The 21,729-nt window shown below is 71.6% G+C and carries 19 protein-coding genes; 3 read left to right on the top strand and 16 right to left on the bottom strand.

The features are described from left to right. Positions 1 to 140: 140 nt before the first annotated feature. From murC to ESO86_RS01620, 12 genes are all read right to left on the bottom strand, one after another. Positions 141 to 1,547: a UDP-N-acetylmuramate--L-alanine ligase gene (gene murC, locus ESO86_RS01565; protein ID WP_129233144.1), complete on the bottom strand. Its 1,407-nt coding sequence runs from the start codon at positions 1,545 to 1,547 to the stop codon at positions 141 to 143. Positions 1,548 to 1,590: 43 nt separating this feature from the next. Then, on the bottom strand, positions 1,591 to 2,691 hold the full coding sequence (gene murG, locus ESO86_RS01570) for an undecaprenyldiphospho-muramoylpentapeptide beta-N-acetylglucosaminyltransferase (protein WP_129233145.1): 1,101 nt from the start codon (positions 2,689 to 2,691) through the stop codon (positions 1,591 to 1,593). Further along, positions 2,688 to 3,953 carry a putative lipid II flippase FtsW gene (gene ftsW, locus ESO86_RS01575; protein ID WP_129233146.1) on the bottom strand — a complete coding sequence of 422 codons (1,266 nt, stop codon included), beginning with the start codon at positions 3,951 to 3,953 and terminating at the stop codon, positions 2,688 to 2,690. Before ftsW ends, murG begins: the two co-directional genes overlap by 4 nt. Next, positions 3,910 to 5,466: a UDP-N-acetylmuramoyl-L-alanine--D-glutamate ligase gene (gene murD / locus ESO86_RS01580; RefSeq protein ID WP_242492150.1), complete on the bottom strand. Its 1,557-nt coding sequence runs from the start codon at positions 5,464 to 5,466 to the stop codon at positions 3,910 to 3,912. Before murD ends, ftsW begins: the two co-directional genes overlap by 44 nt. Further along, a complete protein-coding gene (gene mraY, locus ESO86_RS01585) occupies positions 5,451 to 6,545 on the bottom strand; it encodes a phospho-N-acetylmuramoyl-pentapeptide-transferase (protein ID WP_129233148.1) in 1,095 nt (364 codons plus the stop codon). Before mraY ends, murD begins: the two co-directional genes overlap by 16 nt. Next, positions 6,542 to 7,954, bottom strand: a complete 1,413-nt coding sequence (locus ESO86_RS01590) for a UDP-N-acetylmuramoyl-tripeptide--D-alanyl-D-alanine ligase (RefSeq protein WP_129233149.1) — start codon at positions 7,952 to 7,954, stop codon at positions 6,542 to 6,544. The genes mraY and ESO86_RS01590 overlap by 4 nt, the downstream gene beginning before the upstream one ends. Continuing rightward, positions 7,951 to 9,495: a Mur ligase family protein gene (locus tag ESO86_RS01595; protein WP_129233150.1), complete on the bottom strand. Its 1,545-nt coding sequence runs from the start codon at positions 9,493 to 9,495 to the stop codon at positions 7,951 to 7,953. Before ESO86_RS01595 ends, ESO86_RS01590 begins: the two co-directional genes overlap by 4 nt. A 13-nt stretch (positions 9,496 to 9,508) precedes the next feature. Continuing rightward, on the bottom strand, positions 9,509 to 11,278 hold the full coding sequence (locus tag ESO86_RS01600; protein WP_165307209.1) for a peptidoglycan D,D-transpeptidase FtsI family protein: 1,770 nt from the start codon (positions 11,276 to 11,278) through the stop codon (positions 9,509 to 9,511). Positions 11,279 to 11,354: 76 nt separating this feature from the next. Further along, the gene (ftsL, locus tag ESO86_RS01605; RefSeq protein WP_129233152.1) at positions 11,355 to 11,933 is read right to left on the bottom strand and encodes a cell division protein FtsL; all 579 of its coding nucleotides are present in this window, start codon (positions 11,931 to 11,933) and stop codon (positions 11,355 to 11,357) included. After that, entirely contained in the window at positions 11,930 to 12,883 is a 954-nt protein-coding gene (gene rsmH, locus ESO86_RS01610; protein ID WP_129233153.1) for a 16S rRNA (cytosine(1402)-N(4))-methyltransferase RsmH, read from the bottom strand. The genes ftsL and rsmH overlap by 4 nt, the downstream gene beginning before the upstream one ends. 104 nt (positions 12,884 to 12,987) lie before the next feature. Then, the gene (gene mraZ / locus ESO86_RS01615) at positions 12,988 to 13,419 is read right to left on the bottom strand and encodes a division/cell wall cluster transcriptional repressor MraZ (protein ID WP_129233160.1); all 432 of its coding nucleotides are present in this window, start codon (positions 13,417 to 13,419) and stop codon (positions 12,988 to 12,990) included. Positions 13,420 to 13,831: 412 nt separating this feature from the next. Then, entirely contained in the window at positions 13,832 to 14,218 is a 387-nt protein-coding gene (locus ESO86_RS01620) for a DUF3040 domain-containing protein (protein WP_129233154.1), read from the bottom strand. A 76-nt stretch (positions 14,219 to 14,294) separates the two neighbouring features. On the opposite strand from ESO86_RS01620, the gene ESO86_RS01625 reads away from it, so the two are divergent. Then, on the top strand, positions 14,295 to 15,404 hold the full coding sequence (locus ESO86_RS01625; RefSeq protein ID WP_129233155.1) for a polyprenyl synthetase family protein: 1,110 nt from the start codon (positions 14,295 to 14,297) through the stop codon (positions 15,402 to 15,404). Between the two features lie 12 nt (positions 15,405 to 15,416). Here ESO86_RS01625 and ESO86_RS01630 read toward each other — a convergent pair whose 3' ends face one another. Further along, positions 15,417 to 15,755: an Rv2175c family DNA-binding protein gene (locus ESO86_RS01630; RefSeq protein WP_129233156.1), complete on the bottom strand. Its 339-nt coding sequence runs from the start codon at positions 15,753 to 15,755 to the stop codon at positions 15,417 to 15,419. 262 nt (positions 15,756 to 16,017) lie between these two features. Between ESO86_RS01630 and ESO86_RS01635 the strand changes: the two genes are divergently transcribed. Further along, a complete protein-coding gene (locus ESO86_RS01635; protein ID WP_242492151.1) occupies positions 16,018 to 17,112 on the top strand; it encodes a LysM peptidoglycan-binding domain-containing protein in 1,095 nt (364 codons plus the stop codon). 124 nt (positions 17,113 to 17,236) lie between these two features. Further along, positions 17,237 to 19,114 (top strand): Stk1 family PASTA domain-containing Ser/Thr kinase, encoded by a 1,878-nt coding sequence (gene pknB / locus ESO86_RS01640; RefSeq protein WP_129233162.1) that lies wholly within the window; start codon positions 17,237 to 17,239, stop codon positions 19,112 to 19,114. A 134-nt stretch (positions 19,115 to 19,248) separates the two neighbouring features. On the opposite strand, the gene ESO86_RS01645 is transcribed toward pknB, so the two are convergent. The 3 genes from ESO86_RS01645 to ESO86_RS01655 all read right to left on the bottom strand — a co-directional run. Further along, positions 19,249 to 20,577, bottom strand: coding sequence for a class II 3-deoxy-7-phosphoheptulonate synthase (locus ESO86_RS01645; RefSeq protein WP_129233157.1), 1,329 nt, complete (start codon positions 20,575 to 20,577; stop codon positions 19,249 to 19,251). 142 nt (positions 20,578 to 20,719) lie between these two features. Then, positions 20,720 to 21,415, bottom strand: coding sequence for a lysophospholipid acyltransferase family protein (locus tag ESO86_RS01650; protein WP_129233158.1), 696 nt, complete (start codon positions 21,413 to 21,415; stop codon positions 20,720 to 20,722). Positions 21,416 to 21,465: 50 nt separating this feature from the next. Then, positions 21,466 to 21,729, bottom strand: a 264-nt coding sequence (locus tag ESO86_RS01655) for an ROK family protein (protein ID WP_129233159.1), incomplete at its 5' end; no start/stop codon positions are given.

Genomic DNA, 21,729 nt, shown 5'->3' on the forward strand with positions numbered 1-21,729 from the left:
CGGGGCGCCCGCCCCGGGTGCCGGTCGCGACCCCGCCCGACCCCGACCCTGCGGCCGCAGCGGGTGTCGTCGACGTCGACGCCCCGCCGCGAGACGGTCGCGCCCCGTCGAATCCCTGCGGCCGTTTCACCGGACTCCGATCAGGCGTCCCGCTCGCGTTCGAGCGATCCGAGCAGTTGGGGCACGATCCGGTAGACGTCGCCGCAGCCGAGCGTGATCACGAAGTCCCCCGGACGCGCGATGCGCGCGGTGTGGTCGGCGGCGTCCTGCCAATCGGCGATGAACGCCACCCGCTCGGCATGCTCGAAGCGCTCGCTCACCAGGGCGCCGGTGACCCCGGGCTCCGGGTCCTCGCGGGCACCGTAGACGTCGAGCACCACGGTCTCGTCCGCGTAGCGCTCCAGCACCTCGGCGAACTCCTTCGCGAACAGGCGAGTGCGACTGTAGAGGTGCGGCTGGTGCACGGCGATGATGCGACCGTCGCCGACCACGGTGCGGGCCGCCGAGAGCGCCGCGGCGACCTCGGTCGGGTGGTGGGCGTAGTCGTCGTACACGCTGACGCCGTCGACCACGCCGTGCAGCTCGAACCGTCGACCGGTCCCGGCGAACCGCGCGATGCCCTCGAGCGACGCGGCCGGGTCGAAGCCGAGGCCCACGAGCACCGCGAACGCGCCGGCCGCGTTGATCGCGTTGTGGCGGCCCGGGATCCGCAGCTGCGCGCGGTGGGTCTCCCCCTCGTGGTCGACCGCGAACGACACGGGCCCGTCGGTCGAGATCGAGTGCACGCGGACCGTCGCATCCGCCGCCTCGCCGAACGTGAGCACGCGGTGGTGCGAGAGCCGGTCGCGCACGCGCGTCGCGCCGGAGTCATCGGAGGAGATCACCACGAACTCGCTCGCACGGTCGGCGAAGTCGACGAACGCCTGCTCGAACGCATCCAGCGAACCGTAGTGGTCGAGGTGGTCGGGGTCGACGTTCGTGATGAGCGCGACCGAGGTGTCGTAGAGCAGGAAGGAGCCGTCCGACTCGTCGGCCTCGACGACGAACAACTCCCCCGAGCCGGATGCCGCGCTGACGCCCAGCTCCTCGATGACGCCGCCGTTGACGAAGCTCGGGTCCTGGCCGAGCGCGAGCAGCCCGGAGATGATCATGCCCGTCGAGGTGGTCTTGCCGTGCGCGCCCGCGACCGACACGAGCCGCTGGCCGGAGATCACCGAGGCGAGGGCCTGGGAGCGGTGCAGCACGGGCAGCCCGCGCTCGAGCGCCGACTGGTACTCCGGGTTGTCCTGCCAGAGCGCACCCGTCACCACGACCGTGTCGACGTCGGCGGGCAGGTTCTCGGCGGCGTGGCCGATCGCGATCGTCGCACCGAGCTCGCGCAGCGCCGCGACGTTGGCCGAGTCGCGGACGTCGGAGCCGGTCACGCGGTGGCCCGCGCCGAGCGCGAGCCGTGCGATGCCGCTCATACCCGACCCGCCGATGCCGACGAAGTGCACGGCGCCGAGGTCGGCGGGGATCGCGATGGAGAGGTCGGGCTTGATCGTCACGGTGTCGCGGTGCTTCCTGGAGAGGGGTTCGGTCGGTTCAACGTTACGCGCCTGCGGCGCCGACGCCGCCGTCGTCGTGCAGCGCGCCGTCGACGAGCGCGATCATGCGGTCGGTCCCGTCGAGCGCTCCGACGGATGCCGCGGCCCCCGCCATCCGCTCGAGGCGGTCGCGGTCGGCGAGCATGGGCACCAGTTCACGCCTGACCCAGCCCGGCACGAAGTCGGCGTCGTCGACGAGGACGCCGCCCCCGGCGTCGACGACGCCCGCCGCGTTGAAGCGCTGCTCGCCGTTGCCGACCGGGTACGGCACGTAGACGGCCGGGATCCCGAGCGCGGAGAGCTCGCTCACCGTCGCGGCGCCGGCTCGGGAGACCGCGGCGTCGGCGATCGCGAGGGCGAGGTCCATGCGATCGGCGTACTCGACCATCCGGTAGCCGTCGATGCCCGGGTCCTCGACCTCGGACTTCGCGCCCGTCACGTGGAGCACCTGCCAGCCGGTGGCCGCCAGCACCTCGGCGCTGTCGACCGTCGTCCGGTTGAGGCGACGCGCGCCGAGCGACCCGCCGGTCACGAGCAGCACCGGGCGTGCCGCGTCGAGCCCGAAGAACGCCGCGGCCTCCTCGCGCCGCGCCGCGCGGTCGAGCGTCTCGATCTCGCGCCGCAGCGGCATCCCGACGAACTCCGCGTGCGGGAGCGGCGTTCCTGCGAACGCGACGCCCACCCGGGCGGCGAAGCGCGCGCCCAACCGGTTCGCGAGACCCGGGCGCGCGTTCGCCTCGTGGATCGCCACGGGGATGCCGGCGCCCCGCGCGGCCAGGTACGCGGGCGTCGACACGTAGCCCCCGAAGCCGACGACCACGTCGACGCCTCGGGCGGCGATCATCTCGCGCACGTCGGCGATCGAGCGCCGGAAGCGAACCGGGAACCGGAGCGCGGCCCCGTTCGGCCGGCGCGGGAAGGGGACCTTCTCGATGGTGAGCAGTTCGTAGCCGCGGGCGGGAACGAGCCGCGACTCGAGCCCCTCCGCCGTGCCGAGCACGAGGACGATCGCCTCGGGATCGTGCTCGCGCAGGCGATCGGCGACGGCGAGCAGCGGGTTCACGTGGCCGGCGGTGCCGCCGCCGGCGAGGAGGTACGTCGTCATCGCGTGCGGGTCGCCTTCGACGTGCGGGTCGCCTTCGACGTGCGGCGCGTGGCCGACCGGGCGCTCGCTCGCGCCGGGACGCCGGGGTCCCGGGCGACGGAGAGCACCACGCCGATCGCGAAGAGGGTCGTGAGCAGGGCGGTGCCGCCGGCCGACACGAGCGGCAGCGGGACACCGAGGACGGGGAAGACGCCGAGCACGACACCGATATTGACACACGCCTGCCCGACGACCCACACGAGGACGGCCGCGGCGACCGTGCGGCCGAACGGCGTCGCCGCCGAGCGCATGACCCGGGCGAGCGCGATCGCGAGCACGACGAAGAGTCCGATCACGACGACCGCGCCGATGAGCCCGAGCTCCTCGCCGATGATCGCGAAGATGAAGTCGTTGTCGGCGGCGGGCAGCCACGACCACTTCGCCGCCGAGTTGCCGAGGCCGACCCCGAAGATGCCGCCGTTCGCCATCGCGAAGGTGCCGTGCTGGATCTGCCAGCAGTCGCCCAGGTTGTACCTGGCGCAGTCCTCCTCGAGGAACGCGGTGATCCGTCGCATGCGGCTCTCGCTCGACACCGCGACGAGCGCGAAGGCCGCCGCGCCGAACAGCACGGGCACCGCGAGCAGCCGCAGGGGGACTCCGATGAGGAAGAGCGTGCCGAGCAGCATGACCGCCATGACCATGACCGTGCCGAGGTCGCCGCCGAGCAGCACCAGGCCGATCGCCCCGCCCCCGACGAGCAGGATCGGCATGATGCCCTTGCCGAAGTCGCCGAGGTGGTCCTGCTTCTTGGTCACGATGAGGCCCAGCCAGAGCACGAGCGCGACCTTGATGAGTTCCGACGGCTGGAACTGGACCGGGCCGAGTCGGAGCCAGTTCGTGTTGCCGCCGACCTCGACGCCGAGCGGAGTGGCGACGACGAGCAGCTGGAGCACGCAGGCCGCGCCGAGCACGAGCCAGGCGATCCGCATCCAGAAGCCCTCCGGCATCCTGCCGGCGAGCAGCATCACCGGCACCCCGATCAGTGCGTACGTCGCCTGCTGCGCCGCACGGGACGTGAAGTCCCCGTCGTTGGCCAGCGCCGACTCGACCTGCGACGACGAGAGCACCATGACGAGGCCGAGCACGACGAGGAACAGCACGGTGCCGAGGAGCAGGAAGTAGTCCTTCGACTCCGGGCGGAAGGCGCCGAGCCGGATCCGGGCGGCGAGCCCGGTCTGCTCAGTCCGCTTGGCCGGCCGGGTCGTCCGAGGCGGGCTGGTCATGCCCCTCCCCTCCGAGCCGGTCGCGGACGGCTTCGTGGAAGCGCCGCCCGCGGTCGGCGTAGTCCGCGAACTGGTCCATCGATGCCGCCGCGGGCGCGAGGAGCACGGTGTCCCCCTCCTCTGCGACCGAGGCCGCGAGGGCGACCGCGTCGGGCATCACGCTCTCAGTGTCATCCGTCACGACCTCGAAGAGGGGCAGTCCGGGCGCGTGTCGGCGGAACGCCTCGACGAGCGCCACCCGATCGACGCCGATGACGACGGCCGCGCGGAGGCGAGCGGCATGCCGCGCCACGAGCTCGTCGGCGTCGACGCCCTTGAGCAGCCCGCCCACGATCCAGACGACCGGGCTGAACGCCTGCAGCGACGCCTGTGCGGCGTGCGGGTTCGTGGCCTTCGAGTCGTCGATCCAGCGGATGCCGCCCGCCGTCGCGACCGTCTGGATGCGGTGGGCGTCGAGGCGGAAGGCCGCGAGCGAATCGTGGATCGCCGCGACCGGGACGTCGATGGATCGAGCGAGCGCCGCGGCGGCGAGGATGTTCGCGACGACGTGCGGGACGGCGAGCCCCAGCGGCTCGAGCTCCTCGAGCGTCGTGAGCTCGAGCGCCGCGGTCCGGCGGTCCTCGAGGAACGCGCGATCGCAGAGGATGCCGTCGACCACGCCGAAGTCGCTCGGGCCGGGCGTGTCCAGGCCGAAGCCGATCGCCCGGGCGCCCTCCTCGACCTCGGCGTCCTCGACCATCGACCGCGTCGCCTCGTCGGCGCGGTTGTAGACGCAGGCCACCTTCGTGTTCGCGTACACCTTCGCCTTGGCGTCGCGGTAGGCCTCGGGCGAACCGTGCCAGTCGTAGTGGTCGTCCGCGAGGTTCAGGCACACGCTCGCGACCGGATGCACGGCGCCCGGCCCGGTCGTCGGCAGGTGGTGCAGCTGGAAGCTCGAGAGTTCGACCACGAGCACGTCGTACCCGATCGGATCGCGCACCGCATCGAGCACGGGCACGCCGATGTTGCCGCACGGGGCCACGCGCGCCCCGCCCGCCGCGATCAGCGTCGCGGCCAGCTGCACGGTCGTCGTCTTGCCGTTCGTGCCCGTGACGAGCATCCACTCGGATGCCTTCACCTTGTCGCGCACGCGCCACGCGAGCTCGATGTCGCCCCAGACGGGCACGCCCGCCTCGGCCGCCCAACGCAGCATCGGGTGGTCGGGCCGGAACCCGGGCGACACGACGACGAGATCGGGGGCGGATGCCGCGAGCTCGTCGGGCACGCGATCGAGCGGGTGCACGACGAAGCCGACCTCGATCACCTCGAGGATGCGCGCGCGCTCGTCGTCGGGGCCCGCCGCGTACACCGTCACCTTCGAGCCGAGTTCGGCGAGGGTGTCGGCGACGGCGAATCCGGTCACGCCGAGCCCGAGCACGGCGACGCGCAGGTCACGCCATCCGTCGGAGTGCCAGCTGGTCAGCGCTTCGAGGCGTGCGGCCCCGGCCGAGGCATCCGTCACCGCTGCAGCCACTCGAAGTAGAAGGCGCCCACGCCTGCGGCGACGAACAGCCCGGCGATGATCCAGAACCGCACCACGATCGTGACCTCGGCCCACCCCTTCAACTCGAAGTGGTGGTGGATCGGGCTCATCAGGAAGATCCGCTTGCCGCCCGTCACCTTGAAGTACGCGCGCTGCACGATCACCGAACCCGTCTCGATCACGAACAGGCCGCCGATGAGCAGGAGCAGCAGCTCGGTCTGGCTCGTGACCGCGAGGGCCGCGAGGGCGCCGCCCAGGGCGAGCGAGCCCGTGTCGCCCATGTAGATGTGGGCGGGATTGGTGTTCCACCAGAGGAATCCGACGACGGCGCCGACGATCGCGGTGGCCACGATGGCCAGGTCGAGCGGGTCGCGCACGTCGTAGCTGCGGTACAGGTCGCTCGGGTTGAGGTTCTCGCTGAACCGCGACTGGTTGAACTGCCAGAAGCCGATGATGATGAACGATCCGATGGCGAGGATCGAGGCGCCGGATGCGAGCCCGTCGAGTCCGTCGGTGACGTTCACGCCGTTCGAGGCCGCCGCGGTGAGGAGCACGATCCAGGCGACGTACGCGATGATGCCGACGACGGTGCCGAGCACCATGAAGTCGAGCGGCAGGTCGCGGATGAACGAGATCTTCGTCGAGGCGGGCGTGGCTCCCTCCGCGTTCGGGAACTGCAGCGCGAGCAGCGCGAACACGGCCGCGACGAGCGTCTGGCCGGCGATCTTCGCCCAGCCGCCGAGTCCGAGGCTCTGCTTCTTCCGCGTCTTCAGGAAGTCGTCGAGGAAGCCGACGAGGCCGAGCCCCACCATCATGAACAGCACGAGCAGGCCCGATGCGGTCGGCCCGTCCCCCACGAGCGACGTCGCGACGAAGTACCCGAACAGTGTGCCCAGGATGAAGATGATGCCGCCCATCGTGGGCGTCCCCCGCTTGACGTGGTGCGTCTTCGGACCGTCGTCGCGGATGAACTGGCCCCACCCGAGTCTCGTGAACAGCCGGATGAACAGCGGAGTCAGGAACAGGGTGAACGAGAGCGACAGGGCTCCGGCGGTCAGAAGTGCTCTCACGCGAACCATTCTCCCAGTCGGTCGCCGAGGTGGCGGAGGCCCGCCGAGTTCGACGATTTCACGAGCACGGTGTCCCCCGGTCGGGCCATCCCGGTCACGAGGTCGAACGCCTCGTCCGCGGACTCCACGTACGCCGACTCGCCGTCCCACGAGCCCTCGTTGATCGTCGTGATGTGCAGGCGCCGCGCGCCCTCCCCCACGACGACGAGCTGCGAGATGCCGAGCCGGACCGCGAGCAGGCCGATGCGGTCGTGCTCCTCGCCGGAGAACTCGCCGAGCTCGCTCATCTCGCCGAGCACCGCGATGGTGCGGGAACCGGGCCGCTTCACCTGTGCCAGCGTCTTCAGCGCCGCCGCCATGGAGTCCGGGCTCGCGTTGTACGCGTCGTTGATCACCGTGATGTCGTCGCGCCCGCCCATGACCTGCATGCGCCACTGCTCGGCGAGCGTGACGCGCTCGAGCCCCGTGACGATCGTGGCCAGCGGCACGCCGAGTTCGAGGGCGGCGGATGTCGCCGCGAGGGCGTTCATGACGTGATGCTCGCCGAGCACCGAGAAGCGCACCCGGGCGGACTCCCCGCCCGGCGCGGTGATCGTGAACTCCGTGCCCTGCGGATGCACGACGAGGTCGGTCGCGCGGACGTCCGCGCCCTCGCCGAGCCCGAACCACACGACCCGAGCGGCCGTCCGCTCGGCCATGGGGACCACTCGCGGGTCGTCGGCGTTCAGCACGGCGACATCCGTCGGCAGGAGGTCGGTGACCATCTCGGACTTGGCCTGGACGGTCTTCTCGATGCCGCCGAACTCCCCGGCGTGGGCGAGGCCGACCTTCAGGACGATCCCCACGTCGGGTCGGGCCATGCGGATCAGTCGGGCGATCTCCCCGACGCCCGAGGCGCCCATCTCGGCGACCAGGAACTCCGTGTCCTCGGTCAGCTCGAGCATGGTGGTCGGCGCACCGACCTCGTTGTTGTAGCTCTTCCGCGCGGCCACCGTCGGGCCGACCTGCTCGAGCACCGTGCGCAGCAGGTTCTTGGTCGTCGTCTTGCCGTTCGACCCGGTCACGCCGACGATCTTCAGCCGGCCCTGCGCGCGCACGCGCCGCACCACCTCGGTGGCGAGCGCGCCGAGCGCATCGACGGAGTCCTCCACGACGACCTGGGCGACGGGGAGCTCGAGGAGGCGCTCGACGATGAGGAGCGCCGCGCCCTGATCGACCGCGGCGGGAGCGAAGCGGTGCCCGTCGTCGAACTCGCCGCGCTTCGCGACGAAGATCCCGCCCGCGCCGACCTCACGCGAGTCGGTCGTGACGGCGCCGTCGATGACGGTCTCGGTCGATGCGTCGGTGCCGGCCGGCTCGAAGCGCCCGGATGTCGCGGCCGTGATCTCGGCCAGGGTCATGGCGATCATTCGAGCCACCCCGCTTCCTGCAGTGCCAGCCGGGCGTCGTCCCGGGCCGAGTACGGGTGCTTCACTCCGGCGACCTCCTGGTAGTCCTCGTGACCGGGTCCTGCGTACAGGACGGCATCGCCCTCGCCGACGAGTGCGAGCGCGTGACGGAACGCGGCGCGCTGGTCGGCGATCTCGTGGATCTCGCGATCCGGGACGGCCGCCCTGGCGCCGGCGATGAGCGCCGCGCGGATGGCGGCCGGGTCCTCCCACCGGGGGTGGAAGTCGGTGATCACCAGCACGTCGGCGCCGCGGGCCGCGATCGCGCCCATCTCGGCGCGCTTCGTCGTGTCGCGGTCGCCGTCGGCGCCGAACACCATCACGACGCGCCCCTCGGTCGTGCGCCGGATCGCCTCGAGCGCCTGCGCGAACGCGTCGGGCGTGTGGCCGTAGTCGATGTACACGACGGGGCCGCGCTCACCCGAGACGCGCTCGGTCCGGCCGGGGATGTACGCGTCGATGCCGTGCGCACCGACCGCTGCGCCGATCAGGTCGAGGTCGGTCCCCGCCTCGACGAGCATCACGATCGCGAGGGCCGCGTTCGCGGCGTTGTACCGCCCGATGAGCGGGATGCTGGTCTCCAGCGATCGGCCCCCGGGTCCGTCGAGTCGGAAGCTCGTCGTGGTCGGGGTCTCGTCGAGCACCTCGAGCCGCCAGTCGGCGTCGGCGCCGGGCTCGACCGCGAGGGTCACGACCGGGATGCGCGACTCGGCGACCAGGCGCTCGCCCCACTCGGAATCCACCGTGACGACACCGCGGCGCGCGCGCTCCGGCGTGAAGAGCTCGCGCTTGGCGTCGAAGTACTCCAGCATCGACGCGTAGTCGTCGAGATGGTCGTGCGAGAGGTTGGTGAAGCCGACGACGTCGAAGACGATCCCGTCGACGCGGTGGCGGCTGAGCGCCTGCGCGGAGACCTCGATGCCGACGGCCCGCACCTCGACCTCGCGCATGCGCGCGAGCAGGGCGTGCAGCTCGCTCGCCTCCGGGGTCGTGAGCGAGCTCGTCACGGCCTCGTCGCCGATCCGGCGCTCGGCGGTCGAGGTGAGGCCGGCGACGATGCCGAGTTGGCGGAGCACCGCGAACAGCAGGTAGACGACGCTCGTCTTGCCGTTCGTCCCGGTGACGCCGAACAGCGTCGCCGGATTGTCGGCCGTGCCGTGGATCCAGGCCGCGACCTCGCCGAGCGCGGCGCGCGCGTCGGGGGCCACGAGGACGGGGATGCCCGCGTCGATCGCGCGCTCGGCGCCTGCGGCATCCGTCAGCAGCGCGACGGCGCCGTTCGCCGCCGCCTGGGCCGCGTAGTCGGCCCCGTGCGCGTGACGGCCGGGCACGCCCACGTACAGGTCGCCGTCGTGGACCGCGCCGGAGGAGATCGCGACGCCGGTCACGTCGAGGTCGTCGATCCCGCCGCGCACCTCGAATCCGAACGCGTCCGCGAGGCCGCGGAGCGATCGAGGACTCGGGTGCTGCGGCCGGAGTGCCGTGGGAGGCGATCCGGTCACGAACCCAACTTTCTCACCAGGTGGCTGGCAACTCGGGCGCCTGGGCGCCGGACGGAACGGTCCGATACTTCTTCAGCACCTGGCTCATCACCTGCTGGAAGACGGGAGCCGATGCGGCGGACGAGTTCATCTTAACGGGGTTCATGATGCTGACCGAAACGACGAACTGCGGGTCGTCCGCCGGAGCGAAGCCGGACACGGACACCAGGTAGCCCGCCTGGTACCCGCCGTTGCCGTCCGGCACCTGGGCCGTGCCCGTCTTGGCCGCGACGCGATAGCCCGGGACCTGCCACTGGTCGGCCAGCCAGCCGTTCAGGTAGACCTGTTCGAGCATCCGGCTCGTCTGGTCCGCGGCCTTCTCGGACACCACGCGCCGTCCTTCGTCGGACGGCACCTCGGTGAGGGTCCCGTCGGCGTTGCGGCACCCGTCGACGAGCTTCACCGGCATGCGCACGCCGCCGTTGGCGAGCGTCTGGTAGGCGCTCGTGATCTGGATCGCCGTCGTCGTCAGGCCCTGGCCGAACATCGTCGCGTACTTCGTCTGGTTGTCCCAGCCCTCGGGTCCGCCGTGGAGGTCGCCCGGCTCCTCGCCCGCGAACTCCACCTCGGACACCGTGCCGAGCCCGAAGTCGAGCATGTCCTGGTAGCGGCGCTCGTCGCTCACCTTCTCGCCGAACATCGACATCGCCGTGTTCGAGGAGTCGATGAGCATGCCCGTCATCGTGTAGTTCGTCGGGCCGTGGTAGTGGCTGTCGTTGATGTTGGCGCCGTTCGGGGGAAGGTACCGGTAGTCGGCCGTGACCCCGCTCGTCGGCGATCCCGCGCCCGCATCGATGACCGAGGCCGAGGTCAGCGACTTGAAGGTCGAGCCCGGCTCGAACGGCGACGAGAAGGCGCGCGACCCCCGGTCGGCGGCGTCGACCGAGCTCGGCGAGTTCGGGTCGACCGTCGGGACGTCGGCGACCGCGAGGAGCCTGCCCGTCCTGGCCTCCATCACGGTGACGGTCGCCCAGTCGGCACCGGTCTCGGCGACCCGTGCGGCGGCGATCCGCTGCACGAAGTACTGCAGGTCCGCGTCGATCGTGAGCTGCAGGTCCCCGCCGTCGTGCGCGGTGGTGTTGACGACCTCGGAACCCGGGATCGCGACCCAGTCCTTCAGGCTGTGCAGCCAGGTCATCTCGCCGTCCTCGCTCGCGAGGCACGCGTTCTCCGAGTACTCGAGCCCCGCGCCCGGTTCTCCCTCGTCGGTGACGAACCCGAGCAGGTTGCCGCCGACGGCCCCGTTCGGGTACCGACGGCTCGGCACCTCCTCGGAGTAGACGAACGGGATGCGCAGGGCCTTCACCTGCTCGTACACGTCGGTGTCGACCCGCTTGGCGACGTACGAGAAGTCGGCGCCGGGGTCCTTCGCGAGCTCGCCCTCGATCTGCGTGCGCAACTCGCCCCCGGTTCGCCCGATCACCTCGCCGAGTTCGCCGAGGGCCTCGTCGAGCGTCACGTCGACGTCCTCGCCGTCCGACCCCGTCCGCTCGAACGATGCGGTCGCCATCGCCTGCTTCGGCGAGATCGTGATGTTGTACCGCATCGCGCTCTCCGCGAGCACGGTGCCGTTCGCGTCGAGGATGGCGCCCCGTTCGCCGTAGATCACCCGGGTCTCGGAGCGGACGTCCTTCGAGGCCTCGTTGAGCTCGGCTGCGCGAACGACCTGGATGTCGACGAGGCGCACCACGAACCAGCCGACGATCAGCACGAGCGCGAGCCCGGATGCGACGATGCGACGCATCGGGTGACGGCTCACTCGGTTCATCGGTTGGTTCGCTCCGTCCGGCGTCGGGGTGGTGGTGTGGGTCCCCGGCGCGTCAGTGGGTCGCCGGGGTGGGAAGTCCGCCCGTCAGCGCCGGCGGAGCGGCCGGCGTGCCGTCCGCGGGCGTCGCGGGCTTCCCCTCCCCGCCCTTCGCAGTCTCCCCCTCGCCGCGTTCGGTCACGAGCGGCACGCCGTCGATCAGCGCATTGGGGACGAGCGACGCCGACGAGGTCGCGGCGCCCGCGGCGGCCGTCGGGTCGCCGAGCACCGCGCCGTCGGAGAGCCGGAGGTAGACCGGGGCGGCGTTCGGGACCATGCCGAGCGCCTCGGCGTTGGCTGCGAGGAACTGCGGCGACTCGAGTCGGTCGAGGTCGTCGGAGAGCTTCTGCTGCTCGCGCTGCAGCTCCGCCTGGCGGAGGAGCTGTTCGTCCATCTCGTACGCGCCCTGGGTCATCGCGATGGACAGGAGCAGCTGGACGACCGCGATCGCCCCGATCGAGGCGAGTGCGACCACGGCGTAGGCGAGCCTCGGGCGGGCACGTCGCTCGCCCGGCTCGGGAGCCGGGCGGAGCCGGGGCGCCGCAGTCGGCGACCACCGCCTCGCGGGTCGGGTCTGGGCCGGCAGTGCGCTCACGACGGCCTCCTCACTCGTTCTGCGGCACGCAGGCGCACCGGCTTCGCACGCGGGTTCTCCGCCTGCTCGGACTCGTCGGCGAGTTCGGCACCCCGGACGAGGAGCTTGAACTGCGGGCGATGCTCCGGAAGCTCCATCGGCAGCCCTGCGGGCGCCGTGGAGGTGGATGCCGCGGCGAGGACCCGCTTGACGAGGCGGTCTTCGAGCGACTGGTAGGAGAGGACGACGATCCGACCGCCCACGGCGACGAGCTCGAGCGCCGCGGGCAGTGCCCGCTCGAGCACCGAGAGCTCCTCGTTGACCTCGATCCGAAGCGCCTGGAAGACGCGCTTGGCGGGGTGCCCCGCCCGCTGCACGGCGGCAGGGGTGGCGTCGTGGAGCACCTCGACGAGGCGACCGGACCGCGTGATCGGCGCCTCGGCGCGAGCGCGCACGATCGCCCGGGCGTACCGCGCCGCGAGCTTCTCCTCACCGTAGTCGCGGAAGATGCGTCGGAGCTCGTCCTCCGAGTACTCCGCGATGACGTCGGCGGCGGTCATGCCGCGCGTGGAGTCCATGCGCATGTCGAGGGGCGCGTCCTTCGCATACGCGAAGCCGCGCTCCGCGCGGTCGAGTTGCAGCGAGGAGACGCCCAGGTCGAAGAGGATCGCGTCGACCTCTGCGAAGCCCTCGCCGCGGACCGCCTCGGCGATGCCGTCGTAGACGGTGTGCACGAAGTGCGCTCGGTCGCCGTACTTCGCGAGCCGCTCCGTCGCGATCGCGATCGCGTCGGTGTCCCGGTCCAGGCCGATGGCGATCGCCTTCGGGAACCGTTCGAGCACGGCCCGTGCGTGGCCTCCCATGCCGAGCGTCGCGTCGACGTACACGGCGCCCTCGCGGTCGAGCGCCGGGGCCAGCAGCTCGAGCGTCCGCTCGAGCATCACCGGCGTGTGGATCCGTTCGATGTCCATGGAATCTCCCTCCTTCCGGGCCTCCGGGTCCCGATCCCCATCCGTTCGTCCTGCTGCGGGGAAGTGCAGCAGGCTCGCACGGCTGGGAGTCGGGGCCCGGGGACTCAGAAGAGCCCGGGGATCACCTCCTCCGCCGTCTCTGCGAAGGCCGCCTCCTGCTCGGCGAGGTACGTCTGCCACGCCGCCGCATCCCAGATCTCCACCCGGCTCCCCGCCCCGATGACCGTCAGGTCTCGGTCGAGCCCCGCATAGGCGCGGAGGTTCGCAGGGATGGTGACCCGATGCTGCTTGTCGGGGGTCTCCGCAGAGGCCCCGGAGAGGAAGACGCGCATGTAGTCGCGCGCCTGCTTGCTCGTGACGGGGGCTTGGCGGATCTTCTCGCTCATGTCCTCGAACTCCCGCGCGCTGAACACGTAGATGCAGCGCTCCTGACCTCGTGTGAGCACGAGGCCGTTCGACAACTCATCCCGGAACTTCGCCGGAAGAATGACGCGACCCTTCTCGTCGAGCTTCGGTTCGTAGCTTCCGAGGAACATCACGTCACCCCCATCCTCCGGCCAGGAACCAGGTGCGGTCCCCACTTTACTCCACTACCCTCCACTGAACAACGACATTCCTCGGTTTCGGCATGATTGTGCTCAGTGCAGGCCCGGATTCTCAGGCTTCTCGAAGGTGGAGGGAAGTGGATGCCCCGGGGCGGGCGAGGCGCGGAAACACCCTGCAGCCGGCCGCGACGGGCGGTCTCCGCCTGCGACTTCGGGCTTCGTCCCACGGCGCGGGTCCGCGTGCCCGCAGCGACGTGGTGGGAAGTGGAGGGGTTCGGCGCACCGTGGTGGAGCACCGGGAGGCGGACGCCTCGGGCGCTCCGCGCGCACCGAGCGGACGCACGAAAAACGGGCCGATCCGAGATCAGCCCGTCAGTCGGTTCCGGTCAGTCGACCACGACGGTCAGTCGCGACCCTCCTGCCGACGGTCCCACCGCTCGTTGAGCCGGTCCATGAAGCCGGCCTGCGGCTTCGCCGGCTTCGCCGAGGCGCCCGCGCCGGGCAGCGGCGCAGCGGCCGCGGCGTTCCGCTTCGAGGGGGTGATGGCGACCAGGACGCCGACGAACATCAGCGCGAAGCCGAGCACGCCCACGACCGTGATCTGCGAGGCGACGCCACCGATGAGCGCGCCGGCTCCGGCGACCGCGAGCAGCACGCCGAGCACGATCGCTCGATAGTTCGGGCGCCCTCGCCCGGCTCCTCCGACGGTCGCGACGAAGTCGGCGTCGTTCTTGTAGAGGTTCCGCTCCATCTCCTCGAGAAGGCGTTGCTCCTGCTCCGAAAGCGGCATCTCATTCCCCTCAGTTCTCGGGACCGACGCTTCGTGAGGCCATTCTAGTCCTCCGCGGCCTCGCTAGGCTAGGCAGGTGGCCCCTGCTCCCCGACTCGTCGATGCGGTGAACGAACGCCTCGAGGAGTTCCTCGCCGACCGTGCATCCATTCTGCGCTCCATCAGTGACGACCTCGACCCGCTCGCCGCATTCTCCGAGCGGTTTCTCAGCGGAGGCAAGCGCTTCCGGGCGAGGTTCTGCAGCCTCGGGTTCGACGCCGTCCGCGGGAGCCGACGAGAGCACGACGCGACCGCGACCGCGGAGCGGTACGCCGTCGTCTCGGCCTCCGCGGCGCTCGAGGTGTTCCACGCGGCGGCGCTCGTCCACGACGACCTGATCGACAACTCCGACACCCGTCGCGGCGCCCCGGCCGCCCACCGAGTGTTCGAGGCGCAGCACCGCGACGGACGCTGGGCCGGCGACGGCGAGGACTACGGGCGGGCGACCGCGATCCTGCTCGGCGACCTCCTGCTCGGGTGGAGCGACGAACTGCTCGACGAGGGACTCGCCGCGCTTCGCGACCAGGCCGCATCGCGCGAGACCCGGCTCGAGTTCAACCGCATGCGCACGGAGGTCACGGTCGGCCAGTACCTCGACATCCTGGAGGAACGCGCCTGGCTCACGCGCCCCGAGGCCGAGCAGCGCACCCGCGCCGAGCGGGTCGTCGTCCACAAGTCGGCGAGGTACAGCATCGAGGCCCCACTCACCATCGGCGGCGCGATCGCCGGCGGCTCCGCCGGCCAGCTCGAGGCGCTTCGCGCGTTCGGCCTCCCACTCGGCATCGCCTTCCAGCTCCGCGACGACCTCCTCGGCGTCTACGGCGACCCGGCGGTCACGGGAAAGCCGGCCGGCGACGACCTCCGCGAGGGCAAGCGCACGGTGCTCATCGCGATCGCGCGCGAGCGCCTGTCGACCGGACAGCGCAGGCTGCTCGACGAGCTCCTCGGCGATCCTGCGCTCGACGCGGAGCAGATCCGGATGCTGCAGGACACGATCCGCGATTGCGGCGCCGTCGACGAGGTCGAGTCCGAGATCACGACGAACACCGATCGCGCTCTGGCAGCGCTCGGTTCGAGCGGCATGGACCGCGAGGCCGCCAGGGATCTCGCAGACCTCGCACGCGCTGTCACCCGGCGCGAGAGCTGACGCGGCCGGAGCTCAGGCGAGCGCCTGGGCGATCCGACGCACCTCGGACTTCCGCCCCGCCCGGAGCGCCGCGATCGGCGTGGTCCCGAGGCTCTCCTCCTCGGCGAGGAACCACTCGAGCGCCTCGTCGTCGGAGAATCCCGCATCGGCGAGGACGATCGCCGTTCCGTGCAGCTCCGGCAGCGGAGCATCGTCGCGGAGGAAGGACGCGGGCACCTTCAGGACACCATCGATGCGCGCCCCGAGGAGGTGGCGGTCGTCGATGAGGCGCCGGATCCGGCCAGGGCTCTGGCCCAGCCGTTCGACCAGCTCGGGGATGGTCAGCCACTCGGTCTGTTCGACGTCGGTCACAGCACCAGCCTGCCACGACCCGGGCGTCCGTCGGAACTGCTCCGGCCCGCGCAGCGCGACTCGCGACGATGAGTTTGACTCGCCCCCGTCGCCGTGAGACCGTGACGGCATCCGCTTGCAGGCGGAGGGGGAACATGAGGCAGTACTCGGGCGACACGCCCACGGGGGGCGCGGCGGACGCCGGCGACCGGTCACCCGTGCGCCGGGGACCCGGCATCCGGCGCCTCCTCACCATCCCGTCGCGGTCGTCGGCGCCGTCGCCGTGACCCTCGGGATCGCGCAGCCCGCAGACGCGGCGCCGCAGTCGGTGAAGCGACAGCCGAAGCCGAAGGAGACGCCTGCCACGCCGATGCTCCGTCAGGCGATGCCGGCCTCCGCCGCTCTCCCGAGGGAAGTGGTCGTCTCCCAGGGCGACACCGTGAGCGCGATCGCCGAGCGCTACGGGCTCTCCACCGCCGAGGTGCTCGCCGAGAACGGCCTCAGCTGGTCGAGCCTGATCTTCCCCGGCCAGCGCCTCGCGCTGCCCGGCGGGTCGCCGACCGTCGCAGCCGGGCCGGACGCGGGCATCGCGCGGCACATCGTCGCCCCCGGCGACACCGTGAGCGCGATCGCGGCCGAGTACGGCCTCGACGTGGAGGTGGTGCTGAGCGCCAACGGGCTCGGCAGGGCGAGCCTGATCTTCCCCGGACAGGCCATCACGATCCCGGGGACGGGCCGTGCCGCGGCATCCCCGGACTCGTCGGACGCGCCGCCACCGTCTCCGGCCGCGACGGAGCACCACGTCGTCGTCGACGGCGACACGCTCATCGGGATCGGCGAACGGTACGGCGTCGCGCTCGATCGGCTCCTCGAGCTCAACGGCCTCACCGCGGCGAGCATCATCGTCCCCGACCAGCGGATCGTCGTCCGCGCCGCCGTCGAGGCGACGAGCGTCGCCGCCCTCGACGTCCGCCTCGACGACGAGATGCGGGCGAACGCGCAGGTCATCGTCGACGTCGGCCGGTCGCTCGGGGTCCCCGACCGCGGCATCGTCGTGGCGCTCGCCGCGGCGGCGCAGGAATCCGGCCTCCGCAACGTCAGGCACGGCGATCGCGACTCGCTCGGGCTCTTCCAGCAGCGTCCCAGCCAGGGCTGGGGCACGCCCGAACAGGTGCTCGACCCCGTTCGGGCGGCCACTGCCTTCTACGGCGGGCCGACGACCCCGAACGGCGGGCGGACGCCCGGGCTGCTCGACATCGCCGGCTGGGCCGACCTGTCGGTGACGGATGCCGCGCAGGCCGTGCAGCGCAGCGCCCATCCGCAGCACTATGCGAAGTGGGAGGCGTCGGCCCGCCGGTGGCTCGACGAACTGGGCTGAACGGAGGGCTCCGTCCGTTCGTCACGATGCCGTTTCGATCACGACGGTCCCGGCGTTTGTTCACGTAACGGCATATGCCGCTTCGTACACTCGTACGGTGACCACAGCACCGCCCGCGGACCCGATGATCGGTCGTCTCGTCGACGGCCGGTATCAGGTGCGCTCGCGCATCGCGCGCGGCGGCATGGCGACGGTCTACCTCGCGACCGACCTCCGCCTCGAGCGGCGGGTGGCGATCAAGATCATGCACGGCCACCTGGCCGACGACAACACGTTCAAGACCCGCTTCGTGCAGGAGGCGCGTTCGGCCGCACGCCTCGCGCACCCGAACGTGGTCAACGTGTTCGACCAGGGCCAGGACGCCGACATGGCGTACCTCGTCATGGAGTACCTCCCGGGGATCACGCTGCGCGACCTCCTGAAGGACTACAAGCGGCTGACGCCCGAGCAGACGATCGACATCCTCGACGCCGTCCTGTCGGGTCTGGCCGCCGCGCACAAGGCCGGGATCGTCCACCGCGACCTCAAGCCCGAGAACGTGCTCCTCGCCGACGACGGCCGCATCAAGCTCGGGGACTTCGGCCTCGCCCGCGCCGCGAGCGCGAACACGGCGACCGGGCAGGCGCTGCTCGGGACCATCGCCTACCTCTCCCCCGAGCTGGTGACGCGAGGCGTCGCCGACGCCCGCAGCGACATCTACGCGCTCGGCATCATGGCGTACGAGATGCTGACCGGCGAACAGCCCTACGTCGGCGAGGCGCCGATGCAGATCGCGTACCAGCACGCCAACGAGTCGGTGCCCGCGCCGAGCACCCGGACCCCGTCCGTTCCGCCCGAGCTCGACGCGCTCGTCCTCTGGGCCACCTCGCGCGACCCCGACCAGCGCCCGGCGGATGCCCGGATCATGCTCGACCGCCTGCGCGAGATCGAACCGGCCCTGCGCCCGGCACGACCGCACACCGCGATGCACGACACGCTCGTCATCGGCGGCGCCGGGGACGTGCCCACGGCCGAGACCAGGGTGCTCGCCCCCGGCGGAGCGGCGATCGCGACGGCGGTCGACGAGGGCGACGACGATGCGGCCGCACTCGAGCAGTCCGCGAACCGCCGCCGGAACCGGGGGTACTGGCTCCTCGCGCTCGTGCTGCTGCTGACCGGGCTCTCGGTCGGCACCGGGTGGTACTTCGGCGCCGGCCCGGGCGCGCTCGCGAGCATCCCGGACACCGCCGAGATGCTCCCCCAGAACGCGACGCAGGCGCTCGAGGAGGCCGGCTTCGCCGTCGATCCCGCCGAGCGCAACGACCCCGTCGTACCGGCTGGCCAGGTCATCGGCACCGACCCCCCGGCTGGCGACCTCGCGCGCCGCGGATCGACCGTGACGATGCTCGTCTCCACGGGCCCGGAGATCCTGCCCGTGCCCGACGTCGTCGGCCAGCCCGAGGACGATGCCCGCGGGCAGCTGGCCGACTTCACCGTCGCCGATGAGAGCGCGAAGCAGTTCTCGGCGGAGGTCGAGCAGGGTCTCGTCCTCGCGGTGCTCGACGCGGACGGCGCCCCCGTCGGCGCGGAGTACCCGGAGCGCGGCGCCCTGACGCTCGTCGTGTCGGTCGGTCCCGTTCCGCCCGTGGAGGGGCTCGCCGTCGGCGAGGCGCAGTCGCGGCTCGAGGGCGCGGGCCTCAGCGTGGAGTTCGCCGACCCGCAGTTCTCCGACGACGTCCCCGTCGACGTGGTCATCACCGCCGAATGGCTGGACGATCCCATGAACCCGGGCGACGTCGTCCGCCTCACGCTGTCGAAGGGCCCCGACCTCGTGGAGGTCCCGAACGTCGTCACGGGCCAGACCATCGCCGAGGCGCGCGCGCAGCTCGAGGAGGCGGGCTTCTCCGTGGCGTCGAACGTGCCCGGATTCCTCGAAGGCGCCGTCGTCGCCTCCGTGCAGGACCCCGCGGCCGGCGAGTCCGTCGCGCGCGGGTCCGAGGTCACCGTGAACTTCCAGCCGTAGTCGTCGATCCCGCGACGGGCGGGCCTCCCCATCGACCGGGTGCCCGAGCCTCGCTCGCATCCGGCGTCCCGCACGCGGAACGGGCGGCCGCGGCATCCGTCATGCCACGACCGCCCGTCGGCGTCGATGCGCGATCAGCGCACGGCGAGCTCCTCCGCGACGAGGAACGCGAGCTCGAGCGACTGCATGTGGTTCAGGCGCGGGTCGCAGAGCGACTCGTAGCGCGTGGCCAGCGTCTCCTCGTCGATGTGCTCCGACCCGCCGAGGCACTCGGTCACGTCGTCGCCGGTGAGCTCGACGTGGATGCCGCCCGGGTGCGTGCCCGCGGCTCGGTGCGCCTCGAAGAAGCCCGTGACCTCGTCGACGACGTCGTCGAAGCGGCGCGTCTTGTAGCCCGTGGGCGTCGTGATGCCGTTGCCGTGCATCGGGTCGGTGACCCACAGCGGGTTCGCGTCGGATGCCTTGATCGCCTCCAGCAGCGGGGGCAGGGAATCCCGGATCTTGCCGGCGCCCATGCGCGTGATGAACGTGAGACGGCCGGGCTCGCGGTTCGGATCGAGCTTCTCGACGAGCTCGAGCATGACCTCCGGCGTCGTCGTCGGACCGAGCTTCACGCCGATCGGGTTCCGCACGCGGGACAGGAAGTCGACGTGCGCACCGTCGAGTTCACGAGTGCGCTCGCCGATCCAGATGAAGTGCGCCGACGTGTTGTACGGCGTGCCGGTCCGCGAGTCGATGCGGGTCATCGGGCGCTCGTAGTCCATCAACAGGCCCTCGTGGCCCGTGTAGAACTCGGTGCGTCGGAGCTCGTCGAAGTCGGCGCCGCAGGCGTCCATGAACTTGACCGCGCGATCGATCTCGCGGGCGAGCTTCTCGTACCGGATGTTCGCCGGGTTCGCGGCGAAGCCCTGGTTCCACGCGTGCACCTGTCGCAGGTCGGCGAAGCCGCCCTGCGTGAACGCGCGGATCAGGTTCAGCGTCGAGGCCGCCATGTGGTAGCCCTGCAGCAGGCGCGACGGGTCGGCCGCGCGCGACTCGGGCGTGAAGTCGTAGCCGTTGACGATGTCGCCGCGGTACGCCGGCAGGGTGACGCCGCCGCGGGTCTCGGTGTCGCTCGAGCGCGGCTTGGCGAACTGGCCCGCCATCCGACCCATCTTCACGACGGGCATCGACGCGCCGTAGGTGAGCACGACGGCCATCTGCAGCACGGTCTTCACGCGGTTGCGGATCTGGTCGGCGGTCGCGCCCGCGAACGTCTCGGCGCAGTCGCCTCCCTGGAGCAGGAACGCCTCGCCGCGCGACGCGGCCGCGAGGCGGTCGCGCAGCATGTCGACCTCACCGGCGAACACGAGCGGCGGCAGCGTGGCCAGCTCGGCGGATGCCGCGTGGGCGGCCTCGTTGTCGGGCCAACTCGGCTGCTGCTTGATCGGGAGCGTCCGCCAATAGTCGAGGCCGGCAATCACGGAGGGATCTGCATTCACGACCGGCTCGACGAGCTGTACCACTGGACTGTCCTGAGGGGGTGCGGGCGCACGCGGCGCTGAAACGAACGGGCGCCGCACGTCGCGACGCCGTGGTCACAGCCTACCGTGGGGCGACGGCCCGTTACCTCGACGGCGTCTGTGCTGCTCGCTGTTCCCGGAGCGTGCTCGCGTAGACGTCGACGTACTCCTGGTCGCTCAGCGCGCGCAGGTCGTAGACGAGCTCATCGGTGACCGAACGGAGGACGAACCGATCGCCCTCCATGCCGTGGAACCGCGAGAAGTCGAGCGGTTCGCCGAACACGATGCCGACGCGGCGCACCTTCGGCAGCCGCGTGCCGATCGGCATGATCTCGGCGGTCCCGATCATCGCGACGGGCACCACGGGCACCCCGGCCTCGAGGACCATGCGGGCGACCCCGGTGCGCCCCCGGTAGAGCTTCCCGTCCGGGCTCCGCGTGCCCTCCGGGTAGATGCCGAGGATGCGCCCCTCGCCGAGCACCCGGAGCCCGGTGTTCAGCGAGGCCTCGGACGCCTTGCCGCCGGAGCGGTCGATGGGAAGCTGCCCCGCGGCCTGGAAGAACACGCGCGTGGCCCAGCCCTTCAGCCCCTTGCCGGTGAAGTACTCGCTCTTGGCGAGGAACACGACCGGCCGGTCGACGATGAGCGGGAGGAAGATCGAGTCGATGAAGGAGAGGTGGTTCGACGCGAGGATGACGGGGCCCTCCTTCGGCACCCGTTCGAGGCCGACGACCCACGGACGGAAGATCGAGAGGAGCAGCGGCCCCACCACGATGTGCTTCATGATCCAGTAGAACACCCTGGTCCTCCGTCTCGTCCCGCTGCCCGGCAAGCCTAGCGCCGCAGGCGTCAGGCGTGCTCCTCGACCCAGACCCGCGCGAGGTCGGCGGCGCCGACGACGCCGGCGTCGTTGACGAGCTCGGCGATCACGAAGTCGGGCTCGGGGTGGTACCCCCGCGCCGGGAGGTGCTCGAGGAACGACTCGCGGATCGGCGCCAGCAGCAGCTCCCCCGCGACGGCGACGCCGCCGCCGAACACGAAGCGCTGCGGGTCGAGGACCGCCGACAGGCTCGCCGACGCCTCGCCGAGCCAGCGGCCGAGCTGCCGCAGCGC

It is taken from the genome of Agromyces binzhouensis, assembly GCF_004135055.1.
Classification (GTDB): domain Bacteria; phylum Actinomycetota; class Actinomycetes; order Actinomycetales; family Microbacteriaceae; genus Agromyces; species Agromyces binzhouensis.

What these genes read in the sequence shown, in the direction of transcription:
- ESO86_RS01620 (WP_129233154.1), bottom strand. Translation starts at nt 14,218, where the DNA reads ATGCCGCTTTCGGAGCAGGAGCAACGCCTTCTCGAGGAGATGGAGCGG.
- pknB (WP_129233162.1), top strand. Translation starts at nt 17,237, where the DNA reads ATGATCGGTCGTCTCGTCGACGGCCGGTATCAGGTGCGCTCGCGCATC.
- ftsW (WP_129233146.1), bottom strand. Translation starts at nt 3,953, where the DNA reads ATGACCAGCCCGCCTCGGACGACCCGGCCGGCCAAGCGGACTGAGCAG.
- ESO86_RS01600 (WP_165307209.1), bottom strand. Translation starts at nt 11,278, where the DNA reads ATGCGTCGCATCGTCGCATCCGGGCTCGCGCTCGTGCTGATCGTCGGC.
- rsmH (WP_129233153.1), bottom strand. Translation starts at nt 12,883, where the DNA reads ATGGACATCGAACGGATCCACACGCCGGTGATGCTCGAGCGGACGCTC.
- mraZ (WP_129233160.1), bottom strand. Translation starts at nt 13,419, where the DNA reads ATGTTCCTCGGAAGCTACGAACCGAAGCTCGACGAGAAGGGTCGCGTC.
- ESO86_RS01590 (WP_129233149.1), bottom strand. Translation starts at nt 7,954, where the DNA reads ATGATCGCCATGACCCTGGCCGAGATCACGGCCGCGACATCCGGGCGC.
- murG (WP_129233145.1), bottom strand. Translation starts at nt 2,691, where the DNA reads ATGACGACGTACCTCCTCGCCGGCGGCGGCACCGCCGGCCACGTGAAC.